General features: G+C 39.6%; 18 protein-coding genes. 11 read left to right on the top strand and 7 right to left on the bottom strand.

From position 1 onward, the window contains the following. The first annotated feature begins 277 nt into the window (after positions 1–277). Positions 278–1,483 carry an anhydro-N-acetylmuramic acid kinase gene (locus AAEY68_RS18550; RefSeq protein ID WP_024593010.1) on the top strand — a complete coding sequence of 402 codons (1,206 nt, stop codon included), beginning with the start codon at positions 278–280 and terminating at the stop codon, positions 1,481–1,483. A 41-nt stretch (positions 1,484–1,524) separates the two neighbouring features. On the opposite strand, the gene AAEY68_RS18555 is transcribed toward AAEY68_RS18550, so the two are convergent. Continuing rightward, the gene (locus tag AAEY68_RS18555; protein WP_010554987.1) at positions 1,525–2,010 is read right to left on the bottom strand and encodes a hypothetical protein; all 486 of its coding nucleotides are present in this window, start codon (positions 2,008–2,010) and stop codon (positions 1,525–1,527) included. A gap of 516 nt (positions 2,011–2,526) precedes the next feature. Between AAEY68_RS18555 and AAEY68_RS18560 the strand changes: the two genes are divergently transcribed. From AAEY68_RS18560 to AAEY68_RS18570, 3 genes are all read left to right on the top strand, one after another. Continuing rightward, on the top strand, positions 2,527–3,159 hold the full coding sequence (locus AAEY68_RS18560; RefSeq protein WP_024591164.1) for a hypothetical protein: 633 nt from the start codon (positions 2,527–2,529) through the stop codon (positions 3,157–3,159). Further along, positions 3,156–3,752 carry a hypothetical protein gene (locus tag AAEY68_RS18565; RefSeq protein WP_350586670.1) on the top strand — a complete coding sequence of 199 codons (597 nt, stop codon included), beginning with the start codon at positions 3,156–3,158 and terminating at the stop codon, positions 3,750–3,752. The genes AAEY68_RS18560 and AAEY68_RS18565 overlap by 4 nt, the downstream gene beginning before the upstream one ends. A 107-nt stretch (positions 3,753–3,859) precedes the next feature. Beyond that, positions 3,860–4,726 carry a hypothetical protein gene (locus AAEY68_RS18570; protein WP_024593009.1) on the top strand — a complete coding sequence of 289 codons (867 nt, stop codon included), beginning with the start codon at positions 3,860–3,862 and terminating at the stop codon, positions 4,724–4,726. Between the two features lie 246 nt (positions 4,727–4,972). Here the strand turns inward: AAEY68_RS18570 and AAEY68_RS18575 are convergent, their stop codons facing one another. Both AAEY68_RS18575 and AAEY68_RS18580 read right to left on the bottom strand, forming a co-directional pair. Beyond that, a complete protein-coding gene (locus tag AAEY68_RS18575) occupies positions 4,973–6,100 on the bottom strand; it encodes a zinc-binding dehydrogenase (protein ID WP_024593008.1) in 1,128 nt (375 codons plus the stop codon). A 106-nt stretch (positions 6,101–6,206) separates the two neighbouring features. Beyond that, complete coding sequence (locus AAEY68_RS18580) at positions 6,207–6,884, bottom strand: glutathione S-transferase family protein (protein ID WP_024593007.1); 678 nt, start codon at positions 6,882–6,884, stop codon at positions 6,207–6,209. 174 nt (positions 6,885–7,058) lie between these two features. On the opposite strand from AAEY68_RS18580, the gene AAEY68_RS18585 reads away from it, so the two are divergent. The 4 genes from AAEY68_RS18585 (at position 7,059) to AAEY68_RS18600 (ending at position 11,683) form a co-directional block, all read left to right on the top strand. Further along, on the top strand, positions 7,059–7,970 hold the full coding sequence (locus AAEY68_RS18585) for a LysR family transcriptional regulator (RefSeq protein ID WP_024593006.1): 912 nt from the start codon (positions 7,059–7,061) through the stop codon (positions 7,968–7,970). A 266-nt stretch (positions 7,971–8,236) separates the two neighbouring features. Next, a complete protein-coding gene (locus tag AAEY68_RS18590) occupies positions 8,237–10,204 on the top strand; it encodes a hypothetical protein (protein WP_024593005.1) in 1,968 nt (655 codons plus the stop codon). 95 nt (positions 10,205–10,299) lie between these two features. Next, a complete protein-coding gene (locus tag AAEY68_RS18595; RefSeq protein ID WP_024593004.1) occupies positions 10,300–10,758 on the top strand; it encodes a thioredoxin family protein in 459 nt (152 codons plus the stop codon). A gap of 256 nt (positions 10,759–11,014) precedes the next feature. Continuing rightward, positions 11,015–11,683, top strand: a complete 669-nt coding sequence (locus AAEY68_RS18600; RefSeq protein WP_024593003.1) for a hypothetical protein — start codon at positions 11,015–11,017, stop codon at positions 11,681–11,683. Positions 11,684–12,009: 326 nt separating this feature from the next. On the opposite strand, the gene AAEY68_RS18605 is transcribed toward AAEY68_RS18600, so the two are convergent. After that, positions 12,010–12,888 carry a LysR family transcriptional regulator gene (locus AAEY68_RS18605; protein ID WP_350586671.1) on the bottom strand — a complete coding sequence of 293 codons (879 nt, stop codon included), beginning with the start codon at positions 12,886–12,888 and terminating at the stop codon, positions 12,010–12,012. A 121-nt stretch (positions 12,889–13,009) separates the two neighbouring features. On the opposite strand from AAEY68_RS18605, the gene AAEY68_RS18610 reads away from it, so the two are divergent. Continuing rightward, positions 13,010–14,092, top strand: coding sequence for a YeiH family protein (locus AAEY68_RS18610; protein ID WP_350586672.1), 1,083 nt, complete (start codon positions 13,010–13,012; stop codon positions 14,090–14,092). Between the two features lie 29 nt (positions 14,093–14,121). Here AAEY68_RS18610 and AAEY68_RS18615 read toward each other — a convergent pair whose 3' ends face one another. Together AAEY68_RS18615 and AAEY68_RS18620 are read right to left on the bottom strand one after the other, a co-directional pair. Further along, on the bottom strand, positions 14,122–15,429 hold the full coding sequence (locus tag AAEY68_RS18615; RefSeq protein WP_024593001.1) for a DASH family cryptochrome: 1,308 nt from the start codon (positions 15,427–15,429) through the stop codon (positions 14,122–14,124). Between the two features lie 132 nt (positions 15,430–15,561). Beyond that, a complete protein-coding gene (locus AAEY68_RS18620; protein ID WP_024593000.1) occupies positions 15,562–17,289 on the bottom strand; it encodes a DUF885 domain-containing protein in 1,728 nt (575 codons plus the stop codon). 228 nt (positions 17,290–17,517) lie between these two features. Here AAEY68_RS18620 and AAEY68_RS18625 point away from each other — a divergent pair, with 228 nt between their 5' ends. Further along, the gene (locus AAEY68_RS18625) at positions 17,518–18,105 is read left to right on the top strand and encodes a DUF4202 domain-containing protein (protein WP_024592999.1); all 588 of its coding nucleotides are present in this window, start codon (positions 17,518–17,520) and stop codon (positions 18,103–18,105) included. A gap of 41 nt (positions 18,106–18,146) precedes the next feature. Then, complete coding sequence (locus AAEY68_RS18630) at positions 18,147–18,650, top strand: TFIIB-type zinc ribbon-containing protein (RefSeq protein WP_024592998.1); 504 nt, start codon at positions 18,147–18,149, stop codon at positions 18,648–18,650. Positions 18,651–18,730: 80 nt separating this feature from the next. On the opposite strand, the gene der is transcribed toward AAEY68_RS18630, so the two are convergent. Next, entirely contained in the window at positions 18,731–20,197 is a 1,467-nt protein-coding gene (der, locus tag AAEY68_RS18635) for a ribosome biogenesis GTPase Der (RefSeq protein WP_024592997.1), read from the bottom strand. Position 20,198 lies beyond the last annotated feature (1 nt).

Here is a 20,198-nt window from a genome sequence, read left to right on the forward strand (position 1 = left end):
TGTTCGTTTGATCGGTGTATTATTTGACTTGGTCATAATAAATCCTAAATGTGTAAACACATTTCAGGACGAGACATGCTAATAATAAAAGGCGCGTCTTGGGCTTTAAACTCTCTGAGGGTGATCATATTTTTTCATAAATTTTTAGTATGCACACTAACTTAACAATCATTTTAACGTTAAACAATCAGAACCTAAATTAAACGGTTTACGGCTATTACTTTGTTTTAAAGTCCTCTAATATAAGCAAAATATTACACCTATTTTAGATGCCATTATGCACCCTCACATTAAAGCACTTTATAACAGCGCCCAAAAACCAAGCCGTTTAATTATTGGTTTAATGAGCGGCACTTCGTTGGACGGGCTTGATGTTGCACTATGCAAAGTAACGGGCGCAGGCTTAAATACACACATTGAGGTTTTAAATTTTACTACTGTTGATTACAACGACGATTATAAAACTAAAATAAAGCAGGTATTTGCTAAGCGAGAATGCGATTTAGAACTTGTTACTTTATTGCACCCGTGGGTAGGTAAACTCCATGGAGATATGGTTAACCAGTGCTTACATACTTGGCAAATAAACCCGGCAAGTATTGATGTAATAGCAAGCCACGGACAAACCATTTACCACTGCCCGCAGTCGCAGCATAACCATAAAGACTTTAATAACGGCACTTTACAAATTGGCGACAGTGACCAAATAGCCGTTACTACAGGTATTACAACCATTGGTGATTTTAGGCAAAAACACATAGCCGCAGGAGGCGAGGGCGCACCACTGGCTGTGTATGGCGATTATTTGTATTTTTCGAGCGCTGTTGAGAGTCGGATTTTGCTAAATATGGGCGGCATAGCTAACTTAACGTTTTTACCCAAAAATGGTGATGCAAACGGTGTATTTAGCTCCGACATTGGCCCCGGTAATACCATTATGGATGCGTACGTACAGCAATATTTTAAAGATATGCATTATGACGATGGCGCAACAATAGCAAAAGCAGGCAAGGTAAATACACCATTACTAAATGCATTATGTAATAACGCATTTTTTAAACTTCCAATGCCTAAAACCACAGGGCCTGAGGTATTTAACTTAGCGTATTTAAACGCCGCACAGCAGCTTACAAATACTCACCATTTAAGCCATGAAGATGTAATGGCCACCTTAAATACCTTTACTGCAACCGTTATAGCAAATGCATTAAACGAGTGTGCAGAGCGCGTACAAAATTGTGTGGTGTATGCAAGTGGTGGCGGTATTCATAACCCGTTACTAATGGCGCAACTTACAGTGCTTTGCCCACGTATTAAGGCTTTTAAAAATACCGACGATTTAGGTATAAATCCCGACGCAAAAGAGGCTGTGTTATTTGCTATTTTAGCAAACGAATGCCTAGCAGGAGAGCAGCAACACCTAAGTAATACTGCACAAGGTATTGCGGGAGTTACTATGGGTAAAGTAAGTTTTGCAGACTAATAACTTATAAGTAGCGTCGCGTAATTCAAGTGCAGTCAGCACTAGAACAGCGATAAAAACGTAGAACCCATACTTGCAAAGTAGCTACGAACGCCCTGTGACTTGGTATGTTCAGTTTTTATTTGCTCAGGAATATAGCCTTGCTCAAATGCTTTAATGTACACATCGAGTTGTTGGCTTTCTTTTAAAGTCGTATTTTTTCCGTGCAGCATCATTTGCACTACAAAACACTGGCTTTGTGTAATGTTACTTAAAGTTAGGTTTACAGTACCAGATTCAAGGTCTGCATTGCTCAGCGTTTTTTCAGTAAAATACTGCGCCCCACGCGCACTGGGCTGCGTTGCACTTAGTGAAATAACATCGCTCTCATTTGCGCCATCAGGCAACACACACTGCAGCGTAATGTTATGCGCAGCATTGGCTTTTAGCGATAGCTTTTCATATTCCATAGCGTGGCTCATCGCCGCAGACATAGAATCATCAAATGATTGCAGTGCAAATGTTAGTTGCACTAAGGGTGTACTCATCTTACTTAGTCTTCTTGAGTTTATTCATTTATCGGATAGAGATTATCGCGGATCAAAGTTACAGATTTATGACTAATTGCATTAATTAGTATAATTATTGAGTAGTTTGATCAAAGAGGATCTTTTTGTTCTAGGGCTGGAATTACGTGTTCAAGCCTCTGTAAGATAATCCCACATGTCCAGAAAGAATATAAATGCTCTGTGATTTATTTTTAAAAGTACAAAGAGCTTTAGTTGAGCCCGCAAGTTAATGTATGGCAGCTATGAGCGATAACCCAACGATCAATGATTACGATACCAGTTAAAGTTTACCCCTTTGTTGCCTTATTATTATTCTTCTTCAGAAAGATCTTTATATAAAATGAGGCGATAGCGATAGATTAGGTAAGTGAATCGATCACGAAAATTTTAAGTAGCAAATATACACTTATTCAATTTTTACTGTTGACTATTTAAATACCCAAAGAGATAATTGTCCCGAGTCCTAGGACTCGGGACAAGCTACTTGGAGGGTAGATGAAAAGTCAAGATGTTTTATTATTACTAAAATTGATTTCGCTGCATGTGGGGCTTGATGGGAAAGATGGTGATTCGGATATTATTCAAGTGGATGGTACTTGGGAGGATTGGGATGAAAAGGGGTTAAAACCTACTTTTACCGAAATGGATCAAATTGAAAGCCGATTTTCCTTAAGAAACTTAGAAGGTTTAACTGGGATAAGTAAATCTCAGATTAGTCTTAGCCTTAATCGGATGTATTCCGTAGGGCTTGCAAAAGTAGACCGCAAACTTCAAGTACCTAAAACAAATACTAAGGCTTTGTTGGAGTTTATTGCCTATGGTATTCGATACGTTTTTCCTGCAAAAGAGGGGGTGATTGGCAGAGGGATCGCTACGTCGATAGCTGCCCCTGTTCTCAGAGGTAAGTTAATGACGTCTGGAGAGCTTCAGCCTGTATGGTCAAATCCAAGGGGTAATACTAAAGGCATGTTAATTGAGCCATTACACCCTAAAGTATTTTTAGCAGTACAGCAAGATGCCCAGTTGTACGCGATGCTAGCGTTAGTTGATGCGATAAGAATAGGTCATCCACGAGAACGAAATTTAGCACTAGAAATGCTCAATAGCATATTTAAGGTAGCCAAATGAATACAATCAACCTTCAAAAAGAGATGTTAATAAAAGTTGCTACTGCACTTGGAGATGACTTAATAAGATCAATGGTATTTGTTGGGGGTTGCACCACAGGGCTATTGGTCACGGATGAGTTTACTAAAGAGCAAATAAGGTATACCGACGATGTTGATTTGATTGTTGATATCATGGGGTATGCAGCTTGGACTGATTTGCAGGAACAACTTAAAGTGAAAGGGTTTTCTATTGACATGGGCGAGGATGTTATGTGCCGCATGATACTTGATAACCTTAAAGTTGATTTTATGCCAGTTGATGAGAAAGCGCTTGGTTTTACTAACATATGGTATAAAGACGCAGTAGCAACCGCCGAAGACTACGTGCTGAATGATGCATTAACCATTAAATTAATAACGCCAGAATATTTTGTAGCCACAAAGCTCGAAGCCTATTTAGGAAGAGGGAAGGGTGATGCTCTTTCAAGTCATGATATTGAAGATTTACTTAATATTTTCGATGGTAGAGCATCAATAGTTAATGATATTTTATCAGCCTCAGAAGACTTGAAAAATTATATTAGCGAACAGCTTAACAGCTTAACAGCTTAATAGTTTAATGGAAGATGGTAATTTTGAGTATGCAGTTCAGGGAACTGCCAGGAATAGTTTAGACAGAGAGCAGTTGATCTTTGAGCGTATCGAAGGCTGTATTGTGTATGGCTGACCCTTCTTCACTAAAACTGATACACCGGACTCAACAAGGATCCGAACGAGCAGAAAACAAAGATTATTTTTCGATAATAAATACTGACTTCGGTACTTGGGTATTCGTAATTGATATATCTACCTCATCAATCGCTACAACAAACCTAGCTAAAAGGTTTAGCGAACATTTCTATGCTTGCCTCCAAGGTTTACTTATAAACAGTGTTAAGTTTTTTTCAGAAAAAATAACACAAGATAAACCTCAATTAGAGGATTATTTTGAAGACGCAGAGAAGCGTAATCAAATTATCCAACAGGCTTTCAGCGCAACTAAAAAAGAATTGAAAATAGGTATTGCCAGCTTTTTATCACTGTACCGTAATGATAGCTCCAATAAAATTTATGGCTTCTGTGCAGGTGATTGTCGCTTAGGTTTATTCAACAATAAAAGTATTCAATGGTTATCACCTGTTCATACTGGGGCGAACCCATTGGGTAACGATTTTGAAAGTTCGATAAGCTCAGTTCCTGAACGCCATATATTAACTAAGAGTTTAAACTTAAGGCGTAAATTTGAACCTGAAACGTTTGAATTAGACTTTTCAATTGATAATATTTTTGCTTTAGCAACAGATGGCTTTTGGATGGAGTTAGATGAGGCGCAGCAGCAAAGCTTCATCAATGAACCTGATGTATGTTTGGCTGATAGAGACTTAGTTGATGATACTTCGGTATTACTTATTACCTGGTCAGCTCTAGAACAAGAGATAGAACTCACATTTGAATGTAGTTTAACGTTTGGATTAAAGTCATCACCAAAAAAAATAGCAACACCGATAAATGAAAACCTACTGATTATTAACAGCAGAAGTCTTTAATTTATTGGGGATGTCTACAAAACAGAGAATAAGAATGAACATTAGCGATTAGCCAATTTAATAAGTGCTATTTACTAAAAAGTCATAGAAATCCACGAATGTAATTGATTCGCTAAAGTAAATACTCCGAGCTAGCTTTTACAACGACCAAATAAAAAGCAGATACCTAATTAGCATCTGCTTTTAAATTGTAAAACCACAGTGCTAAGCGCTGTGGTTTTACAATTTTTAACGAAGAATATTTAATTAAGCTTGAGGTTTAATTAAGTACTTTTTGCCGGTAGCTTGTTTAGAATAAGCGGCAATTGACTGTAAATGTAATACCTCAGCTAATGACACTTCGTGCGTGTAGTTGCTCGCAAATGTAGTGGTGATTTCATCAGCAACGCGTTTGCGCATTTTCATTACTGTATCTGTGCCTAATTTACCTAAAGCATTAAATAACAAGAACCCGTTTACAGCCCAAGCAAAGCCAAAGTTACGGTTTAATGTAATAGGGCCGCGGTCTAGTGCGCCATAAATGTACACTTGTTTAAATGTATCAGAGCCATAAATTGTGTGCTCTTTCATATCGCGCGCAGCTGCAACTTCCATACAGTTAAGAATGTCACTTGTTAGTTGGCCGCCACCAATAGGGTCAAACGCTATAGTTGCACCGGTCTCGATTATTGCAGCTGTTAGGTCAGCAAGAAAAGTGTCGCTGCTTGAGTTAACAATATATTTTGCACCCATATCGCGCAGTAATTTTTCTTGTTCTGGTTTGCGAACAATATTAATTAAATCAACGCCATCGGCAATACAAATACGGTTTAGCATTTGGCCAAGGTTAGAAGCTGCAGCAGCATGAATAATGGCTTTATGGCCTTCAGCGCGCATGGTTTCTACCATTGCAAGTGCGGTAAGTGGGTTAACAAAAGATGATGCACCTTCTTTAGCAGTGGTCCCTTCTTTTAGCTCTAGGCAACTTTGTACATTGGCACATATAAATTGACGATACGTACCGCCGCCAATTACTGCAACGGTTTTATCCATTAATGCTTGTGCAGCTGGTGATGAGCCTGCTGCCACTACGGTGCCTGCGCCTTCATTACCTACAGGGGTTGCTTTTCCAACGCGGGTTTTAAGTGATGGCATAAATTGAGCTGGAACATCGGCAGTAATTACTGGATTTTCATCAGTACCCGATTGCTTTGCAGTAGACATATCAGCTGCGCTGAATAAAACGCCTAAGTCTGATGGGTTTAATGGTGCAGCTTCAATGCGAATAACCACTTCATCGGCATTCGGCTTTGGCATCTCGATGTTTTTTGAGGCAAGTGTTAGTTTATTGTCTTCGCTGATAGTTGAAGTAAGTTGGATATTTTTATCTGTCATAGGTGTCTCCTGCAAAGAATTAAATTTGTTAAGCCAATAACATTATTGTATTGGCGATACAGTGTTAGTAATTAAAAATTAGAATAGATACTTTTATAGCTACGCGTTATTTAGCGTTTGCTGCTTGAATTTGCGCTTTCACTTTTTGCATAAATTCAGCCATATTTGATTGGCGATCGGCCTCTATACTTTGGGTAATGGCTAATTGGCTCATTGATTCGTTCCACTCTTTCATGCCGGGTACTTGTTCAAGTACATCCCAATCAAGCTGGCTTGAGCCAAAGGCGCTAACAATGGTGTTTACGTAATAAACGTAAATGTCTGCCATTGTAAATTGCTCGCCTGCAATCCAAGGTGAAAACTTACACACGCTACCCAAAGCGGTTACGCCACGCGTTAATACTTGGCGTACTTCGGCTTTAGTTGTTTCAGGTACTTCAGCGCCTGAAAATACATAAGGGATGAACCGTCTGCTTGGCAGTTCAAAATAAAGCTCTGCCATTTTCATAATTTGACGTACAACTGCGCGCTCACCTGCATCTTCAGGGTATAGCGGGGTTTGTGGGTACGACTCTTCTATAAAGTCGCAAATAACACTCGACTCTGAAATATTAAGGCCGTTAGCTGTTGTGATTGCAGGCACTTTGCCTGCAGGGCTGATTGCTAATAACTCTTCACTTCCGCCGTAAACAAGGTGTTCTTTAAATGGCAGTTGTTTGTGTAAAAGTACATGTTTAACTAGGTTGTAATAGTTGCTAGCAGCAAAACCGTGCAAAGTAATCATAAGTCAGCTTTCCATCATTAACGTGAAGATACTCATTGCCAAAAAATGCAATTTAAGTCCCTGTCTTTAGGTTGAGTACATTATTACTTGTTTTAATTTGCTTATATATAGGGGAGAATGCGAATCACTTTTGTCTTTAAGACAATAAAGCATTTTATTTAATGGAGAGGCGACTTGGATCAACTAAAAGCCATACGGTATTTTATTAAAGTGGTTGAAACGGGCAGTTTTACCAAAGCCGCCAAAGCTTTTGATGTGCCGCCTTCGTCGTTGTCGAGGCGAGTTGCTGATTTAGAAAAAAGCCTAGGGGCGACGCTTTTAAAGCGTTCTACCCGCATAGTTAAATTGACCGAAGTTGGGCAAATTTACTATAACGATGTTCAGCAAATATTAAATCAGCTAGAGCAAAGCCACGAAACTGTGCGCAGTTATCAAACAACACCAATGGGGCGATTATGTATAAGCTCAATGGTGAGTTTTGGTGACAAAATATTACTGCCACTGCTTGATGAATTTAGCGCGCTATACCCCGAAATTATATTAGATGTTAGCTTAAGTGATGAGCTGTCGACACTCGGGCGTGACGATGTTGATATTGCGATTCGTGGTGGTTATGCGCCAAATGAGCGTGTGTTGGCAATAAAACTAATGGATAACGGCTTTATTCCTGTCGCGTCACCGAGTTATTTACAAAAATACGGTGTACCTACTAATGTTATGGAATTAAAGGGCCACAGTGGCCTTTATTTTAAAACGCCAGCGGGGCCAACTCCGTGGTTATGTAAAGTGGATGAGCAATGGCACGACGTTTCTGGGCCTGCGGTCGCTATTTCAAATAACGGATCGTGGCTGGCTGAAAAAGCATGTAATGGTGAGGGCATTTTAATGTCGACTCGGTGGGCGCTCGATTCATACCTTGAGTCTGGCCAGTTGCAAGAGCTTAAGTTTGAGCATGAATTAGCGATAAGCCAAAATGCGACCATGGCGGTTTATTTGTTGTATCAAAAGCAGCGTTATTTAGTACCAAAGGTAAAAGCGGCGGTCGACTTTTTAGTACAAAGAATAAAAGAAACAAATGAAGAGTAATGAGCGAGCAGAATAGTCCTTAATAGTTAGGTGGGTAGTAGATAAATAGAGTGGTGAATTGGTGAATTGTCGGATGGCGCTGCGCTTATCAGACCTACGCTTATCCGATTTAGATTTATCCGGTTTAGATTTACGTCATTTATGCTTATTTAATTTATTAATGGGTTATTTGTATAAATAATAGGTAAAAAACATCTCCTTAAGCTAAAGCTTTTAATGCTGCGACCGATAAATTACTTAATAGGGTTTAGCGATTAAGGATAATCATGGTTAATAATGCACTTGGCAGCCAGTCTAATTTAAGCACTTTACTTGCCCAATCAGTTAATAACACTAATCAAACCTCTGTGAGTCCTTCGCTACACACCAGCAGCGACCTTCAAGCTATTAATGATTTACAAACTAATGCGCCAAAAATAACCGATGAGTTATTAAGCCAGCTAAATAACGAAACTATTGACGAAGCACTAGCCCGTAATCAAAAAGCAGGGGACGTGTTACAGCAGCAACTTACCTCGTTATTTACAATTTCAAGCACGCCCAGCACGTTTAACTATAAACTCTCCGATGAAGAACTCGCCCTGCGCACCGTAATAAGCTCTCAGCATGAGGGGTTATTAAAAAACGAAAACGGCACTCAATTAATTGAGCGATTAAATACATCAGTTAAAAATATTCAGGGTGCTTATGCTAATACCAGCGATATTTTATCGAGTTTAGGTCAGCTTGGACATGAGCAAAAAACGTTTTTAGCCTCAAGCCAGCAACGTGTAGAGCGCTCACTTAATCCATACATGGAAAGCCTTAATCGCGCAAAATACGAGGATGACGATAACTACCTGTTTGAGCTCTCGGTAAAAACTAAAGAAGGCGATGTTATAAACATTACCTTTAACTCATCGCAAGGGTACGATGAAAAAACAGGTGAAGCGATAGATGGCTTTGGCATAAGTTACGAAGTTAATGGCAATTTATCTGAGGCTGAACATACGGCTTTAACGCAGGTTATGGCGGGTGTTGGTGAAATGGCCGATGAGTTTTTTAAAGTGAGCGAAAACTCATTTAACCCTCTTATAGTCCCAAATCAAACAGACATGAGCTTAGATTTTTTAGCTGGCTTTAATAGTGAACAGTTAGCCGGTTTTAATGTGTCGTTTTCAACAACGCAAAATGATGCGCTTGATACTGCAGAGAATACGCTTGATTTAAGTTACTCCATTGATGAAGCATCAAACCAGCAAGCACTTGTGTTTAAAGCAGTAGGTGGGCAAAACGACATTGATTTTGCACTCGATATGTCAACCATTGGTGCTAAAGACACGCAGCAAATGCAGCAGTATTTAGCGTCGCTAGATCAAAGCCTGGAAGATAGCAGAGTAAACAGTACCCAGGACGATAAAGAGTCGGCATTTGGGCGCAAAGGCGACGAGGCAATGCAGCAAGGTTTTGCATTGTTTAAAGGCGCTTTTGCGAGTATGTCGTCGGCTGCTGAGCGTTATAGCAATTTGGAGTCACTTGCAGAACAGCACTTTAATGACGGGCGCGCTATGGTTGCCGATTTGGTTGATAACATGATTACAAACGATGCCCGTTACCAAGGGCTTGGTAATAAGGCGCCAAATACATTGGGTGCGGGGATTTCTAAGCTCGCTGATTTTGATGCTACGTTTTCTTATGCGCTTGATAACGGCGATTATCAACCTAAAAGTACAATTGAGCTAAGCCAAGCGACTGAACAAAGCCAATTAGGGGATCTTAGCGGTGTAACGCAAAGTAAAAATGTAAGTAGCCACTTTGATTATCAATACAGTCGCCCTGATTATTACGACAAAGAAGAGAGTTATAACGTAAACACCGCCGTTAAAAATAAAGAGCTTGTGGGGCTTGATCAGTCTCACGAGGTTGATGTTGATACAAAAATGTTTGAGTTTAATCCGAAAACTAATCAATACGAGCTGCAAATGGCGATGCAAGAGCAAACCATTAGCAAAAGTGACATTCGCTTAATTGATGATATTTGGCTTGAAGAAAACGAAAACAGCTACAACATGAATAAAAAAGAGCGTGTTGAGAGCGACGAAAAACAAGATGAGTTTAAAAAAACAAGCAGCTATTCTCATAATAAGTTAGTTACCTTAATTGGTGACTTAGATAAGCTAGCTGAGAATAAAGACGTAAGGCGAGAATATTTAACTAACTTATCGCAAGTAAACTTTTTTATGGATAAAAAGTAACGCCTGAGAGTTATTCACTCCACGCTCAATATTGGGTATAGTCGTTTAATACCTAAATTAATACCTAAATTAATACCTAAATTAAGAGCAACCTTATGTTTAAACAATTAATTTTACTCTGCGCTTTAAGCATGCCGCTTGTAAGCTGCGCTGCTGATGCACCGTTTTCGGGCGGAATTAGCACTGATGTACTGCTAAGCGACTACGACAAGTTTAACGAACAATACAAAGCGTTTACGCCAACAGCACAAGACATTGCCCTAATGCAAAAGCTAGAAGGCAAAGAGCTTATTGTATTATTTGGAACATGGTGCCACGACAGTGAGCGCGAAGTACCAAAACTCATTAAGTTAATTGATGCATCGAAAGTACAACTTGCAAGCATTGACTATGTGGCCGTAGGTTACAACAAGCAAGACGATGCAGGCATTGCACAGGCTCACGACTTGCAATACACGCCAACGTTTATAGTAAAAGACGATGGTAAAGAGTTAGTGCGTGTAATTGAAAAGCCAACGGGTACATTGGCGCAAGATTTAACACAGGGTTTGTAAATAGAGCTTGTTCGTATTTGGGGTTAACGATTTAGCAAATAGGTTTATAAGTTAGCTGTTGGGCTGCTATGAGTAGTCTCCTGATACTTTAATGTGTGAAGCCAAAAATTTACTCTTTTGGATTCCTTCTATATGTTGAGTGAGATTTATCTGATGTATATCTGTTTTGAATAATCATATAAATAGTACCGTCACCAATTTATATACATGAGGGAACTGAGTTTTATTGTGTTATGTCTTATTAAGGAAAGTCTCTATGGCTGCTCTAGAGTGCGCATTATGTGGTCGTTTTACGGAAAAGTTAACAAAAGAGCACCTACCACAAAAAGGTCTATACCCTAAAGAGACAAGGAAAATCATTCCAAACTTACATACTTTAAAAGCTTGTGAGTCTTGTAATAATGGCTCTTCAGAACAAGATGAAATTTTTAAAGTGTTTATTGGTTTGGTAGCGCAGCAGGATGGAAATGAGCTCTTATATAGTGTCAGTAAAACATTTGATAATAATGGTAAGTTAAAAAGAAGTTTTATACATAACTTACAGATAGAGGAACGTAATGGACAGAAAGTTAGGCTATGGAATGCTAGAGAGCATACACAAATAGTTTTAGATTCAGCGGAAAAATGTGCGAAAGGGCTTTATTTTAGGGAGTTTGGCGAGGTACTAATCAAGAGTAAGTCAATTTCATTTGTTCCAACCCCTTTTGTTTATGAAAAAGATAAAGTAGAGGTAGAAAATAGGCTTAAGGATGCGAAATGGTTTAGTGTAAATGGTCAGACAGTTAATTATACTTTTTTAGATATGAAAAATACCGACACTTTAATTATAATTAATTTTTTCTCCAGTGCTGAATTTGTATTTTGCATTAGAGATAAAGAATATAGCAAAAAAGTTCATGCGGGCTTAATAAGTTTAAGTCAGTAGGTGCAGTTTTCCACCCTATCATCGCTCAATATCCACAGCAGGTCTTTAAATCTGTTTTACTAGAACCCGCTAATTTAGCGGGTTTTTATATGACTAAATTTTTCTTACACTACACTTAATCTTCTTTAGTTTGTCAGATAACACCCATAGCATGCTTACTAGGGGGTCTTTATTCATTGTTTGAAAGTGATCTTAGATACAAAAGCCGTCAATTGAGGCTTCAGCTAAAGGGATTAAATCTTGATTCCATGCATCTTAAGTCAATAGCGTTCGCAATTGGCACATACGTAGCATACATATAACGGTTAAATTTACGCATATAAACATTATTCACTAAACAGGCTTTTTTCGAATGCTTGTGCGGCATGTGAAGAGGGTCTGTCTTTATAGTGTAGTTGATACAGTGGCCGAGAGAGTTGCTCGTTATTTTTTTGACTCAGGCGTGTTAATTTACCAAGCTGCACTAAATCCTCAGTGACTACATTAGGCAATAAAGCCACGCCCATTCCTTGTGCTACTGCCCTTGCTATTGCCTCGTTGCTGCCCAATTGCATACTGCATTCTGCTATTACGCCATGTTGGGCTAATAACTTAACCGACATTTCTAAAGTGCCCGAGCCCGGCTCGCGCAGTAGCCAAAATTGTTTGTTTAACCATGCTTTTAAATCTTTCGTGGGCTTAAAGTTACAGGGTATAACTACACTCATTAAATCGTTTTGCCAGTGCTTACTTATAATATGTGGCTCGGTTGGTGTGCCTTCAACCAGTGCTAAATCGATAGTGCATTCAAGTAGGGCGTGCTCAATTTGCGCGGTATTAGCAACTTGTACTTCTACTTTTATATGGGGGTATTGTGCGCAAAAATTGGCTAAATAGGGCGGTAGCCAATAGCTGGCAATGGTTGTACTGGTGCCTATAACGAGCGTGCCACGCTTAAGCCCTGTACGTGATTTAATATCTTCAATGGCTGCCTTTTCAATAGCAAAAATACTACGAGCATGTTCAAAAAGTGCTTGTCCGCCTTCACTTAAGGTGAGTTTTCTACCCTTAGATGCACGCTCAATAAGTTGTATATTTAGCTGATATTCAAGCTCTTTTAAAGCTTTAGACACAGCTGGTTGGCTTATAAAAAGCGCCTCAGCTGCTGCTGAAAAATTGCCTAATTTAGCAACTGTATAAAACACCCGAAGTGCATGCAAGTTCATTGTGCCTCTCAAATCACATAGCCTTAAGTTATCGAATCATGATTTTAATGTATTGGAGTTATATTTTGCGCTTTCTTAAAATGAAGTCAATTAATTACGATGACTTTATTAAGGGATGACTATGCTTAGTGCAATTAAAGATATGCCACAGCCTTTTAGTATTAATACTAAGCAGTATACCAACTCGCGTTGGTGGCTAGGAATGCTATTGGTTATTGTTTTAGCGGGTGTTGCTGTTGCCCTGAGTAAGTTGCCGGTAATGCAAAGTGCCCAGTTTAGCTCCTTAACTATTGGTATTGTGCTAGGCATTATTGTAGGTAACAGTGTTTTTTCGCGTATTGCGACTCATACCGATGTGGGTGTTGATTACGCTAAAAGTATTTTACTCAAAGCGGGTATTATTTTATTTGGTTTTAGAATTACCTTTACACAGGTAGCAGGCGTTGGCTGGAGTGGATTGCTAACCGACATTGTTATGCTCAGCGGTACGTTTATATTAGCAATGCAGCTTGGTAAACGTGTATTTAAGCTTGATGATCAAACGGTAATATTAATTGGTGCAGGTAGCTCTATTTGTGGCGCAGCAGCTGTAATGGCAACCGAGCCTGTAATAAAAGCGCAGGCGCATAAAGTATCGGTAGCTGTAGCAACGGTGGTGGTATTTGGTACGTTGAGTATGTTTGCCTACCCAATCATGTTTGAGTATATGGGGCTGAGTGAGCACGCATATGGTATTTTTGTAGGCTCAACTATTCACGAGGTAGCGCAAGTTGTTGCAGCGGGTACAGCTGTAAGCGCCAATGCTGCAGATACCGCCGTTATAGAAAAAATGCTACGCGTGATGATGCTTGCGCCATTTTTAGTCACTTTATCGTTTTGGCAAAGTAAAAAAAGAGTAAAGGCAGGTAATACTATAAGTAATGAGGATAATAAATCAGGTATTAGTATTCCTTGGTTTGCGGTGTTATTTATTGTGGCAAGTGGTGTGCATTCACTCTCTATTATTCCTCAAGTGGCTACAAGCGCAGTTGTTTGGTTTGATAATATATTACTCACCATTGCGATGGTGGCTTTAGGTTTACGCACACATGTTGGGGCAATTCGCCAAGCGGGTATTAAACCGCTGTTACTGGCGCTGTGTTTATTTTTGTTTTTAACATTGGGTGGTTACGCTATTAATATAGGCATTGCTGAGCCGTTTTAAACGTTACTTGGTAAAAGTTGATTGGCGGCTTAAATCGGCCAATCAACTTCGTTTACGTTATCGAGCTGTGTGCTGGTATTTTTATTGCTTTGCCATTTATTAGTGTAAACAGCGTGTGGGTCAAACTGTAACGTTTGTTTTTCAATATTAAAGTGCCTACCGCCACGCGGATCTACGCCTACACCTGCTATGTATTGCCAGTTACCCCAATTAGCGGCTACATCGTAATCAATCAGTTGTTGTTCAAAATAAGCTGCGCCATAGCGCCAATCAAGAGCAAGTTCGTTAACTAAGCAGCTCGCTGCAATTTGCCTTGCTCTATTTGATATGTAACCGGTTTCATTAAGCTCATTCATAATGGCATTGACTAATGGGTAGGGTGTTGAGCCATTACACCACGCAGCAAATCTGTTTGGCATAAACGTTGTAAGGGGTTTTGTTTGCTTTTGACCTTTAAAACTAAACAGGCTGTTGCCTGCTTTAAGTGCATGCCATTTAAAATACTCTCGCCATAGCAATTCAAATTTAATCCAGTAGGTAGACTCGTTTGTTATTTGATTACGTTCGTACGCCTCAACGGCTTTATAAACTTGCCGCGCACTTACACAGCCAAAAGCAAGCCAGGTACTAAATTTTGTGGTGTTATTAAAGCCATCAAGCTCGTTTCGAGTTATTTTATAAGTACTTGGCAGCAAGCCTGAAAAGTATTGCTTTAAATGTGTTTGCGCACTTTTAAACCCGCCATGCATTACGCCATTATTTGCTATACGCTCTAAAGGTTTTTTAGCGCACAAGGTTATTGGCTGAGGGAGCAAACCTGTAGGCAGAGTTGAGGTTGTTATGGGTATGTTTGCCGCCTCTACTTTTTTTCTAAATGGGGTAAAGCTTTTAGGCAGCTCGTTTAAACCAAAAGGGAGGTCGCTTTGTTGAAATAAAGTGTCTTGTTGAGTTGTTTTAAATATGACATGTGGGCAATGTGCTTTTAGTCGCGCGAGTTGGCGCTGCTCATAGGTTCCAACGAATTCACTGCACACTACTTCATCAATGTGTTGCTCAGCTATGCGCTGCTTTAAAATACTAACCGGTTCGCCCTCAAGTACGTGCAATGTTTGCCCGCGCTCAATAAGCGCTTGTTGCAGCTCAAATAAGCTTTGCATTAAAAACTGTTGTTTATGCACACCATATGGCTTTTGTTGGTAGTTATTATTTTTAAACCAGTGCGGGTTTATAACAAATACAATATCGAGCGCACATTGCTCAGTAGCAAGTTCGCTTAAAATAGGGTTGTCGTCTATTCGTAAATCGTTTTGTAACCAATATAAAATGCGTTTGCTCATAGGTTTGCTCAGGTTTTTGTAATCATTAAGTTTACGAAGCAAAAGCGGGTAGGGATTAGTTTTTAGGTGTTTAATAGAGTTTTAAAAAGGGGGCGATAAACTTACCGCCCCTTAGTTTGTAAAAGTATTGTTTTAACTCGCTGATTTTTGTTTTGCTATCCAATCGTTTATTACATCCTCTAGCACTTCCATAGGGAGTGACCCTTGGCCGATTACGGAGTCGTGAAAGCTGCGTATATCAAACTTAGCACCGAGCTCTTTTTCGGCTTTTGCACGCAGTTCGCGTATTTTTATTTCGCCCATTTTGTATGAAAGCGCTTGGCCTGGCCATGAAATATAACGATCTATTTGATCCTCTACCGCGCTTTGTGGCAAAGCAGTGTGATATGCCAAGTAGTCAATTGCCTTTTGGCGGCTCCAGCCAAATGCATGAATACCGGTATCAACAACGAGTCTCACGGCACGCCACATTTCGTAACCTAAACGACCAAAGTCGCTGTATGGGTCTTGATAAAAGCCGGCTTCTTTACCTAGGCGTTCGGTGTAAAGTGCCCAACCTTCGCCAAATGCTGAGTGGCTAAGTGTGCGTCTAAATTGGGGTACGTTTAACTCCATTGCAATGGCGTTTTGTAAATGGTGCCCTGGTATAGCCTCGTGAAGGCTAAGAGCTTCTAAATTATACAAAGGCTGTAGTTTAGGTGTTGAGGCTAAAAAGTAAGTGCCAGGGGAGCGGTTATCAGCAGGTGGCATATAAAACGCGCCGCGACTCGCTGAGCCTTTTATAGTAAATGTGTTACGCGGTAAATGGCCAAAGTAGGTTGGTAACTTGCCATACATTTTTTGCGTAATAAAAGCTGTTTTTTCAAGTAAGTCTTGCGCGTCTGTTGCGTAAAATTGCTCGTCGGTCGCTAAAAATTCTAAAAACTCAGCATACGTGCCATCAAAACCTACTTTATCAATGATGTTTTGCATTTGTGTTTTTATACGCGCCACTTCTTTTAAGCCAAGCTCATGAATTTTCTTTGGTGTGGCATTGGTTGTGGTGTAGTAATTAACTGCATATTTGTAATACTCAAGCCCGCCTTTAACGCTTGAAATACCTGGCTCTGCTCTACAGTTAGGCATGTAATCGTTTTCAAAAAAGTCGTAAAAGTGCTGATAAGCCGGGACTACTTTTGAGCTAATTAAGGCTTTTGCTTTGTTTTGGTATGTGGCCTTTTGCTCTGCTGTAAACGTATTTGGTATACGTGTAAAGGGCTCGTATAAGGCACTGTTTTCAGGTTGCTTAACTATATGAGCGTTAATGCTCTGGCCGTAACTTTCAAATGTTTTGCAGTAGTGCGTATACCCCAGTTCAATTCCTTCCTTCATCAAGTTAATGTTTTCTTGATTAAAGCGAGGGTAGTCGGCAAGGCTTACTAAAAATGCGTTGTAATCATCAGGTGTTAAAAGTGCCATATTAGCCGGTGCTTCGGCAAAGTAGGTATGCCAGCCACTTAAAAAGTTAACCTGAAAATACTTATCTTGAAAAAGGTAACTTTGCTGCTCTGTTTCTCGCTCGTATTTAAATAAACGGTAGTTCATTAATTGCGAGCTGCTCAGCGTTTTAGAATCTATTTTACTTAAGCTTTTTAATACACTGTTATTATAAGCTTGGCGCTTTGCAATGGCTTGTTCGGTCCAATTTGGTAATGTACCACTGGGTTTCCAACCATCAGGGTCGGTACGAAAGAATATTTTTTCGGCTTTTGCATTTTGCCAATGGTTATCAATAATGGTTTTTAAATCTGCATTGCTATCGGCTGCGCTCGGCAGTGATGCTACAGCTAAGCAAATAGCTAAAATTGTTTTTTTAAACATATTATTCTCATTTTTAGCGCGTTAATTTTTATTAGTTTACGCACATGTGTCATTTTTGTTTCTAAGATAATAACAAGTTAACCTTATTAATGCGCTTAATTTCACAACCAGTACCTCTTGCTTTTACTTTTTGATTGAACAAATTTCACCGCTGAAGTGAGTGGGCCACTAGTTTATTGTTTTATCAGCGTTTAGAATGATTAAAACTAATTACAATAAAAGACCGTCATGTTTAATAAAGTAATAACGCTGATTGATGAAGCTAACAACCAAGACCCTAATACTGAGCAGCACAATGGAGAAAGTTTTCCAAAAGAGTATTTATACTCACAGCGTATGAGCGAAATGCTAACTCGCTTTAAACCTGATGCCGATGCACTCATGCAAATTGCAGTGCGTGCACAGCATATTCAGCGTTGGAAATCGCCACGTAGCGACTTTGAAATGAACAAACAGGGTTATCATCAATGGCGTAGCGCACTTTATATTTTTCATGCGTCACTAGCCGTTGAATTAATGAAACAAGCTGGGTTTAACGATACGGACCAAAACCGTGTTTATAACGCGGTTGCTAAAAAAGATATTAAGCGCAATCCAGATAGCCAATTAGTAGAAGATGTAGCGAGTTTGGTGTTTATTGAACACTACATGCTTGGGTTTGCCAATGCAAAACCAGATTACAATGAAGAAAAATGGATTGGTATTATTCGCCGCACATGGCAAAAAATGTCAGATGAAGCCCATGAGTTTGTACTTACAGGTAATATTACATTACCAGATCCACTTGTTGGGCTTATTCATAAAGCGCTTGAGTAAAGTAGTGTAAGCTAGGTATTAAAATAAAAAGGATTTTTAGAATGTTATGCCCACGTACAAATGCCTCTCTTGAGCCGTTATTAATTGGCGGTATTACTGTTTACACTTCAGTGCAAGGTGGCGTATTTTTTGATAACAGCCAAATTTTTAAGTTTAGCTCGCCAGCGTTAAAACATGGTCAGGTATTACTTAAACATTTAAGTGATCATATCGAGAGTGAATACGATGTATCGCTACGAATTAATTGTCCAAAGTGCATAAGCATTGTGATGATGCGCAGGTATTTTTCGCCAGTAAAGGCTGTCGAAATAGATGAATGCCCAGGCTGTGCAGGCATATGGCTTGATAGCGGCGAGCTGGCAAAAATACACGAAAACCATTTAACACCTCGAGAGCGTAAACTGTTAGCCCACGAAATGGCCACCAATCATGGGTTTATAACTATTAAATCACCTGCTTCTAGGTTTATGCCAACTAATAAAAATAAAAGTGCACATGAAGCCACGGTGGAAAACTTAGTGCGCTTAGCTTTACTTGGTTTGTAACTCTTAATAACATATTAAAACAAAAACGGCGTACTAAAAAGTACGCCGTTTTTATTGTAATAAACTAACTCTTGAAAAGTTTATTTATTACGGTTTTCTTTAGCAAATGCACGTATTTTACGCTTTTGCGACAGTGTTACTTTATTAACACGACCAGCAAATGGGTTTTCACCTTCTCTAAATTCGATTTTGATAGGTGTGCCCATAATTTTAAGCGCTTTACGGTAGTAGTTCATCAGGTAGCGTTTATAACTATCTGGTAAATCTTTAACTTGGTTACCGTGAATAACAATACGTGGTGGGTTATAACCACCGGCATGCGCATATTTGAGCTTAACACGACGACCACGAACAAGTGGCGGCTGGTGATCGGCTTGAGCCATGTCCATAATACGACGTAACATTGCAGTACTTATACGTTTAGTCGCTGATTCATACGCTTCGTCAACAGACTCGAATAAATGACCAACACCTGTACCGTGTAGTGCAGATATAAAGTGTAGGCGTGCAAAGTCAATAAAGCCTAAACGGCGATCGAGCTCTGATTTAATACGATCTTTAACGTAATCGTCTAAGCCATCCCATTTGTTCACTGCAATTACCAATGAACGACCTGAGTTAAGAGCAAAGCCTAATAAGCTTAAATCTTGATCAGAAATACCATCGCGAGCATCAACAATCAATAACACAACGTTACAATCTTCGATTGCTTGAAGCGTTTTAATTACAGAGAACTTTTCAACTACGTCGCTTACTTTTTTACGCTTACGAACACCTGCGGTGTCAATTAACACATACTCTTTTTCATTTCGAGTCATCGGAATGTAGATAGAGTCACGTGTTGTACCTGGCATGTCGTATACAATTACGCGATCTTCACCCAGTATACGGTTTGTAAGCGTTGACTTACCAACGTTAGGACGACCAATAATCGCAAGCTTTACAGGTTTGTCTGCAAATGCCTGGTGATCGGTATCGCTGTCTTCATCTTCTTCGTAAAGATTAATAAGCTCTTCGTCATCGCCTGTTACGTCTTCGTCTTGTGCAGCTAATTCAGCAATAAGCGGCTGAAGTGTTTGCTCAAGTAATAACGTAATACCACGGCCATGCGATGCAGCAATGTGATGAATTTCACCTAATGATAATTGGTAAAATTCAGCACAGTTTGAATCTGCATCAATACCATCGGTTTTATTGGCAACAACAAAACACTTTTTATCTTGTTTACGCAAGTGATTAGCAATTGCTTGGTCAGCTACGGTCATACCTACACGAGCATCTACTAAAAACAGAACAATGTCAGCTTCTTCAATAGCTAGCAGAGATTGATCTGCCATTTCGATTTCGATGCCTTCTTCTGAGCCATCAATACCGCCCGTGTCTACCACGATAAATTCATAGCCATCGTAACTAGCTTGGCCATATTTTCTATCTCGTGTTAAACCTGGAAAATCGGCTACGAGTGCATCACGAGTACGTGTTAAACGGTTAAATAATGTGGATTTTCCCACATTGGGTCGCCCAACTAGAGCGATCACGGGAAGCATA

The sequence above is a fragment of the Pseudoalteromonas sp. RB2-MNA-CIBAN-0110 genome, assembly GCF_040309305.1.
Taxonomy (GTDB): Bacteria; Pseudomonadota; Gammaproteobacteria; order Enterobacterales; family Alteromonadaceae; genus Pseudoalteromonas; species Pseudoalteromonas arctica.

Coding starts and splice junctions, on each gene's coding strand:
- AAEY68_RS18610 (WP_350586672.1), top strand. CDS start 13,010: ATGCTTAGTGCAATTAAAGATATGCCACAGCCTTTTAGTATTAATACT.
- AAEY68_RS18550 (WP_024593010.1), top strand. CDS start 278: ATGCACCCTCACATTAAAGCACTTTATAACAGCGCCCAAAAACCAAGC.
- der (WP_024592997.1), bottom strand. CDS start 20,197: ATGCTTCCCGTGATCGCTCTAGTTGGGCGACCCAATGTGGGAAAATCC.
- AAEY68_RS18600 (WP_024593003.1), top strand. CDS start 11,015: ATGGCTGCTCTAGAGTGCGCATTATGTGGTCGTTTTACGGAAAAGTTA.
- AAEY68_RS18625 (WP_024592999.1), top strand. CDS start 17,518: ATGTTTAATAAAGTAATAACGCTGATTGATGAAGCTAACAACCAAGAC.
- AAEY68_RS18620 (WP_024593000.1), bottom strand. CDS start 17,289: ATGTTTAAAAAAACAATTTTAGCTATTTGCTTAGCTGTAGCATCACTG.
- AAEY68_RS18570 (WP_024593009.1), top strand. CDS start 3,860: ATGGCTGACCCTTCTTCACTAAAACTGATACACCGGACTCAACAAGGA.
- AAEY68_RS18565 (WP_350586670.1), top strand. CDS start 3,156: ATGAATACAATCAACCTTCAAAAAGAGATGTTAATAAAAGTTGCTACT.
- AAEY68_RS18605 (WP_350586671.1), bottom strand. CDS start 12,888: ATGAACTTGCATGCACTTCGGGTGTTTTATACAGTTGCTAAATTAGGC.
- AAEY68_RS18560 (WP_024591164.1), top strand. CDS start 2,527: ATGAAAAGTCAAGATGTTTTATTATTACTAAAATTGATTTCGCTGCAT.
- AAEY68_RS18595 (WP_024593004.1), top strand. CDS start 10,300: ATGTTTAAACAATTAATTTTACTCTGCGCTTTAAGCATGCCGCTTGTA.
- AAEY68_RS18590 (WP_024593005.1), top strand. CDS start 8,237: ATGGTTAATAATGCACTTGGCAGCCAGTCTAATTTAAGCACTTTACTT.
- AAEY68_RS18615 (WP_024593001.1), bottom strand. CDS start 15,429: ATGAGCAAACGCATTTTATATTGGTTACAAAACGATTTACGAATAGAC.
- AAEY68_RS18580 (WP_024593007.1), bottom strand. CDS start 6,884: ATGATTACTTTGCACGGTTTTGCTGCTAGCAACTATTACAACCTAGTT.
- AAEY68_RS18575 (WP_024593008.1), bottom strand. CDS start 6,100: ATGACAGATAAAAATATCCAACTTACTTCAACTATCAGCGAAGACAAT.
- AAEY68_RS18555 (WP_010554987.1), bottom strand. CDS start 2,010: ATGAGTACACCCTTAGTGCAACTAACATTTGCACTGCAATCATTTGAT.
- AAEY68_RS18630 (WP_024592998.1), top strand. CDS start 18,147: ATGTTATGCCCACGTACAAATGCCTCTCTTGAGCCGTTATTAATTGGC.